This is a genomic window from Proteus sp. G4415 (assembly GCF_963896075.1).
In the GTDB taxonomy this organism is placed as follows: Bacteria; Pseudomonadota; Gammaproteobacteria; order Enterobacterales; family Enterobacteriaceae; genus Proteus; species Proteus mirabilis.
In genome coordinates this window covers 36783-42782 of sequence record NZ_CAWQOK010000130.1, presented here as the reverse complement: position 1 = coordinate 42782, position 6000 = coordinate 36783, and the positions used below count along the sequence as shown (strand labels likewise).

At 35.4% G+C, this 6000-nt stretch carries 8 protein-coding genes; 6 read left to right on the top strand and 2 right to left on the bottom strand.

The window, feature by feature from the left end; all coding sequences use genetic code 11:
• The 5 genes from AACU95_RS14250 to AACU95_RS14230 form a co-directional block, all read left to right on the top strand.
• A partial coding sequence (locus AACU95_RS14250; protein WP_161737101.1) for a hypothetical protein occupies positions 1-383 on the top strand: 383 nt, incomplete at its 5' end.
• Positions 384-586: 203 nt separating this feature from the next.
• Positions 587-1681: an AAA family ATPase gene (locus tag AACU95_RS14245; RefSeq protein ID WP_017826953.1), complete on the top strand. Its 1095-nt coding sequence runs from the start codon at positions 587-589 to the stop codon at positions 1679-1681.
• Positions 1668-2495 carry a DUF4435 domain-containing protein gene (locus AACU95_RS14240; protein ID WP_017826954.1) on the top strand — a complete coding sequence of 276 codons (828 nt, stop codon included), beginning with the start codon at positions 1668-1670 and terminating at the stop codon, positions 2493-2495. Before AACU95_RS14245 ends, AACU95_RS14240 begins: the two co-directional genes overlap by 14 nt.
• A gap of 189 nt (positions 2496-2684) precedes the next feature.
• Positions 2685-3488, top strand: a complete 804-nt coding sequence (locus AACU95_RS14235) for a threonine/serine exporter family protein (protein WP_004243198.1) — start codon at positions 2685-2687, stop codon at positions 3486-3488.
• Complete coding sequence (locus AACU95_RS14230) at positions 3479-3952, top strand: threonine/serine exporter (RefSeq protein ID WP_049200898.1); 474 nt, start codon at positions 3479-3481, stop codon at positions 3950-3952. The genes AACU95_RS14235 and AACU95_RS14230 overlap by 10 nt, the downstream gene beginning before the upstream one ends.
• A 5-nt stretch (positions 3953-3957) precedes the next feature.
• Here AACU95_RS14230 and AACU95_RS14225 read toward each other — a convergent pair whose 3' ends face one another.
• Positions 3958-4140, bottom strand: coding sequence for a hypothetical protein (locus AACU95_RS14225; RefSeq protein WP_004248195.1), 183 nt, complete (start codon positions 4138-4140; stop codon positions 3958-3960).
• A gap of 254 nt (positions 4141-4394) precedes the next feature.
• Between AACU95_RS14225 and AACU95_RS14220 the strand changes: the two genes are divergently transcribed.
• Complete coding sequence (locus AACU95_RS14220; RefSeq protein WP_049236537.1) at positions 4395-5372, top strand: endonuclease; 978 nt, start codon at positions 4395-4397, stop codon at positions 5370-5372.
• A 10-nt stretch (positions 5373-5382) separates the two neighbouring features.
• Here AACU95_RS14220 and AACU95_RS14215 read toward each other — a convergent pair whose 3' ends face one another.
• Positions 5383-5826: a methyltransferase family protein gene (locus AACU95_RS14215; protein WP_049236535.1), complete on the bottom strand. Its 444-nt coding sequence runs from the start codon at positions 5824-5826 to the stop codon at positions 5383-5385.
• Between the last annotated feature and the right edge of the window lie 174 nt (positions 5827-6000).

The window sequence follows — 6000 nt, the reverse complement described above, 5'->3', positions numbered from 1 at the left end:
TGTCTGTTGACCAATTTCCCATTATTACCATGCAGGTTTTCCCAGAAACGTTAGAGCATGCTAATAACTGGATTGCTGAAATGGACTTAGTGCTTGCTCAAAAACAAAACTTTGTATTGGTTTACCCACCTATCAACAAGAAAAATGAACAAGAGGATATGGAGGGCATGAAAGCCGTTAGACGCTGGCTGAAAACAGGGAAAATGCCATTAAGTCAATATTGTGCTGGAATGATCATGACCGTCAATCAACAAACAAATGATAAAGAGCAACTGATGCAGTTATCTCCCGTTGTTTCTGCGGTGTACGGTGTACCTATCTTTGTTGAAGAAACCCTTGATGGGGCTTATGCTCAAGCTAATAAACTTCTGGGCAATAAATAATAAATAAAGGATTATGAATAATTTAAGTTAGGTATAAAAGCATCCTAAGGTGCTTTTATACTAATTTGAAAGCGTAATAGTCATATTGATGATGTAAGTTAACAATAGAAAGAGAATATTTTATCGTTGTGTGAAAGAGGTAAAGACGCGAGAATAAAGAGATGGTATTTTAGCTATTAAAGTAAACATTTCAGGGCATTCCAATGAGAATTAGTTCAATTTATACACAATCTGTAGGACCATTAGCTGATGGTGTTATTAAGTTAGAAGATGATTGGTCTAATGAGATTGAAGCTCAAGTTTTATTTACCGGTAATAATGGTTGTGGTAAATCGACTTTATTACGGGGCATAGCTATTTTATGGGAAGCATTAGGTATTTGGCTAAGTACTGAACAACCGTTAGCTCCAGCGAGCAATACACGAAAATGGTTAGAACGTTGGGGAGGGATCGCTATTATTTTTGAAGATTTTAATCTTTCTTCTGATGATAAGATTAAAATTGGACTTTTTTATGGTTCAGATGATTTTTTTTCCCAAGTAGTAACAAACTATTTAGATGTAATGTGGATAGGTGAAATTTCAAATAATAAAAAGAAAAATAAATTATATTTTCCATCTAGTGAAAATAAACATAATGATAATCTGATTGAGACCTATAAATATTTAGGGAAAAGACGTATTCAATCACTTTATAATGAATTGGATCCAGAATTATCTATTCCTAATATTGTCTATTTAGATGCAGAAGCGCGTAAATGGGTAAATCCAACAGCAACGAGAAAATCATTATACCCAGACGATCTTAACCAAGCATGGCTCGCGACTTATACGGTGACTAATGATTGGAATGGGCAAATAGAAACTTCACTGTTTAATTTAAAAGCGACACTGCCTAATGAATACCCTAACATGATAAAGAGTTTAAATTACTTTTTTTCAGATAAAAGAATTGATAGTGAAATTCTTCCAGGTACACGTCAACAGATTATTTTATCAAATGGAAGGCAACATACGTTTGATGAGTTAAGTTCTGGCGAACATCAAATACTTATTATGTTATTTACAATCCAACGTTGGCTAAAACCAGGAGGAATTGTATTAATAGATGAACCTGATCTACATCTACATCCTTCTGTTATCGCACCTCTCTTAGCGGCTATCGAAAATATTGTGACTAATAAGAAAGGGCAGTTAATTTTAACGTCACACTCAACAGAAGTTTGGCAACGCTATGAAAAATTTGGTTCACGTATTGATCTTACTTTGCTAAAAGGATCGGTGAATGTCGAAAATTGATGGAACAATTAATCGAATAAAAGATCAACAAATAGGTAGCTCAACTAAAAAAGTATTATTAGTTGAAGGCAGTGATGATGAGTTAGCTTTTGGCGCTTTTTTAAGAAAAAAGTTTCCTAGTTGGGAACAGTATTGGGTTATTGCTAGCACGGGCAAGAAACAAAATGTGTTGGATATTTTAGCCCAAGAACAAGATTGGCTTGGTATTGTCGATAGAGATGAATGGGATAATGCTAAAATTGAGGAAAAACAAGAACAATTACCCAATTTATTCATCCTTCCTCGTTTTTGTATTGAGAACTATCTTGTTCTTCCTGATGAAATTTGGTCTGCATTACCTGAAAATAAGAAAAATAGCATAGAAAATGGATGTGAAACATTAAGGAAAGATATCGAGACCCAGCTTGAAAATTGGCGAAATCATGCTGCGGTATGGGCAATCATTAATCCTTTATGGGAAGGATTAAGAAGTTTAGGATTTAAAGAATCGTTATTAGAACTTAATACAAGCAATGATACAGTAAAAATTGAACAAATTTTACAAAAGTGGCATCAATATCTTGAGCCTTCTCAATTATTAGAAAAACTCAAGCATAAAAAGCAAGAAATAAATGCATGCACAGTAGATCAACAATTAAAACAATATATACACGGGAAACATTTTTTTAAAAATGTAGTTTATCCTGTGCTTATTTCTCATATTGGTAATATAAAAGAAAAAGAACTTAAAAAACAGTTATTTAATTCACAACCTATTCCGGAAGATCTTGATTTCCTTTGGCAACATATGATGACTAATATCAATACTATTTGAGAAATATAATCACTATATTTTATATTTATTACAATCATATGATAGTAAGAGAAAACTTTGATCTACTTTCAGCCTTAAATATTTTAATTATTCATAATAGTATAGAAAGACGATAGCGTCATGATTGAACTATACTGATAAGCTTTCAATTGGTTATGGCGCGTTTTTTGATAAATACTAAGGCGTAGTATGGATAATCAGATAATGGCTGAAGAATATGCCATTTCACAAGATAAACAGCGTGAAATTACGAAATTATGTATTCAAACGGCGCTATTGTTGTTACAACATGGTGCTGAAAGTATGTTGGTTGAACAGCTCTCAACGCGACTTGGGCTGGCTTTAGGCGTTCATCAAGTTGAAACGGCCATTTCAGCCAATGCGGTGGTATTAACGACAATAGTTAATGGTCATTGCCAAACCTCAACACGAAAAATTGTTGATCGTGGTATCAATATGCATGTTGTTACCGAAGTTCAGCACATTGTTATTTTAGTTGAGCATCATCTCGCGGATATTGATGAAGCAAGGAAACGTTTTGAACATATCAAACCACTACGTTATCCACGTTGGATAATTATTGTTATGGTTGCACTTTCTTGTGGATGTTTTTCCAAATTGAATGGCGGTGATTGGGATGGCTTTTTAGTCTCTGCTTTGGGGGGAGGAATGGGAATGTGGGTTCGTCAGCTCCTCACTCATCGTCAAGTAAATCCTTTAATCAACTTTTGTATCACGGCATTTGTTGCGACATCAGTATCAGGTTTATTGCTAAAACTCCCTTATTTTCAAGTTACTGCCACTATATCAATGGCCGCGAGCGTTCTATTATTAGTTCCTGGATTTCCTTTAATTAATGCTGTTGCTGATATGTTTAAAGGTCATGTTAATACAGGACTCGCACGCTGGGCGATGGCGACGATGTTAACACTTGCTACCTGCTTAGGGGTTATTTTAGCGATGGCAGTATGGGAGTTAAGAGATTGGGCATAATCAACATTATTATAACGCTAATTGAAGATATGATTTTAGCGGCAATACCTGCGGTGGGGTTTGCAATGGTATTTAATGTACCGTTACGTGCATTAAAATATTGTGCGTTGTTAGGTGCAATAGGGCATGGCTCTCGTACGGTATTAATGATAAGTGGTATGAATATTGAGTGGGCAAGCTTTTGTGCCGCTATTCTAGTCGGTTGTATAGGTATTCAATGGTCACGCTGGTGGTTAGCTCATCCAAAAGTTTTCACTGTTGCAGCAATTATTCCTATGTTTCCTGGGATCAATGCTTATGTTGCGATGATCTCAGTGGTGAAGTTAACTCAAATAGGCTATAGCGAAGAAATTTTTGAAGCTTTAGTGACTAATTTTCTTAAAGCTTCATTTATTGTGGGTGCTCTTTCTATTGGACTATCTTTACCTGGATTGTGGTTATATCGTAAACGCCCTAGTGTATAAATGCTTTATACCGCATGTTGTAGCGAATTTAATGTAATATCCAGTTCATTTTTACCAGAAATAATAATTTGAATTCTTAATTTATTTTCTGATTCTAAATTAGCATGCGCTTTAACATCTTCATTGTTCGCATGCTTTTTGGTTATTTCGACGAGCTCATTCATTAAATTCAGCATATTCTCATTCATTTTATCTATTCCATTAAAATACCAATCTTTAAACCATAGCAAAGATGTTTTTACACAATGACATGAATAGCGCCTTTTTCTAGCACTTTTCATTTGTATTGTTTTAGTAAATCCATCAAAAAATGAATTAAAAAGATATCTTCAAATAAATAAAAAAGGTATGGTAAGCGCAAATAAAAATAAGATTATTAGTTGGTTATTTAATAATAAATCTTATTAGGTTTAATAAAAGAGAGTATAAGGTAGATAGCACTTTGAGAAAAATATTACACTATATTGTTTTAGCGTTAGGTTTATTTATTATTACGCTAAATGTATCTGCACAGGCACCGGAAAATTTCACTAAAGCAAAACAGCTAGCCAGAGAACACATTTATTATGATCAAAATCAAAACAACCAAGGTACGCTGTATTGTGGTTGTCATTGGGAGTGGGTAGGAAAATCGGGGGGACGTGTTAATTTAGCCAGTTGTGGTTATCAAGTGAGGGCACAAGCCACCCGAGCTTCACGCATTGAATGGGAACATATCGTCCCTGCTTGGGTTTTTGGTCATCAACGTCAATGCTGGCAAAATGGTGGGCGAGCTAACTGTGTTAAAAACGATCCTATTTTTGGCAAAATTGAGGCTGATTTACATAATCTAGCGCCTTCGATTGGAGAGGTGAATGGTGATCGCAGTAATTTTAGCTTTGGTCAATTATCATCTCAAGCGCCTTATCAATATGGCCAGTGTCGCAGTCGGGTCGATTTTGCTTCTCGCACCTTTGAGCCTCGTAATGAGGTGAAAGGCCAAGTTGCACGTGTCTATTTCTACTTACATGATCGTTATAACCTCTCAATGTCACGTCAACAACAACAGCTTTTTATGGCATGGGATAAAGCTTACCCACCAACACCGTGGGAAAGAGAGCGAGATAATCGAATTGCTAACATTGTTGGGCATCATAATCCCTTTGTTACGGGACAAATGAAGTGGCAGTTAGGACATAAAAATAGTGGTGCAGGATTAACTGCAACATATCGTCCTACAACTGACAAAATAGGAATGCCTAAAGCGCCCACAGTCTCCCAAGATGAGCAGATCAAAGGTAATCTAAATAGTAAAATTTATCATTTTTCACACTGTACTGGTTATAGAACCATGTCAGATAAAAATGCGGTATATTTTAAAACCGAAAATGAAGCAACTAAAGCGGGTTACCGATTAGCAAATAACTGTAAAGCGCTTTAGTCTACATCTTTTATATCCAGCGTCGAACGTGGCGGCAATATTGTCGCCACGCTTGTGGAAACCGCTCACTTAATATTTTCTCTTCTTGCACAATAGTATAGCGATCGGTAATAAAGTAGAAGGCAAGCGCAGCCCCTAAAAATCCCCAGTTACCAAAAATAAAAAACAGCCCAATACTAATATCGAGAAAGCCAAGATACATAGGATTTCTACTTATTTTATATGGACCTGTGGTGACTAACTGGCGCGGTGTCTGGTGAGGGTTAGGGGATGTATTATGTTTGATAAAAAAGTAAAGGCAGAAAAATAGCCAAATCCCTGAAGTGATGATCGTTAGGGCACCTAAATAGAAAAAAACACTGGGTTTTATATTGCCTGAGTGTAGTTCAAAGCCAATAAATGGGATGCAATTGAGTAGCAGCCAATAAATAAAAGGTAATTTTAAAAAACGCATTTTATTCCCCTCAATAGCGCTTTTTGTTAGCAAAATGTTAACTTAATCGCGTTATTAATGACTTAAATATTGAAAAAATTTTTGTTCTGTCATTATACTGTCATAAAGCTTCGTTAATTTTCACTCTAACTCCATGATGGGGAATATGAATGACAGAAGCAATCAAAATTTTAA

What these genes read in the sequence shown, in the direction of transcription:
- AACU95_RS14225 (WP_004248195.1), bottom strand. Translation starts at nt 4,140, where the DNA reads ATGAATGAGAATATGCTGAATTTAATGAATGAGCTCGTCGAAATAACC.
- AACU95_RS14235 (WP_004243198.1), top strand. Translation starts at nt 2,685, where the DNA reads ATGGATAATCAGATAATGGCTGAAGAATATGCCATTTCACAAGATAAA.
- AACU95_RS14240 (WP_017826954.1), top strand. Translation starts at nt 1,668, where the DNA reads ATGTCGAAAATTGATGGAACAATTAATCGAATAAAAGATCAACAAATA.
- AACU95_RS14215 (WP_049236535.1), bottom strand. Translation starts at nt 5,826, where the DNA reads ATGCGTTTTTTAAAATTACCTTTTATTTATTGGCTGCTACTCAATTGC.
- AACU95_RS14245 (WP_017826953.1), top strand. Translation starts at nt 587, where the DNA reads ATGAGAATTAGTTCAATTTATACACAATCTGTAGGACCATTAGCTGAT.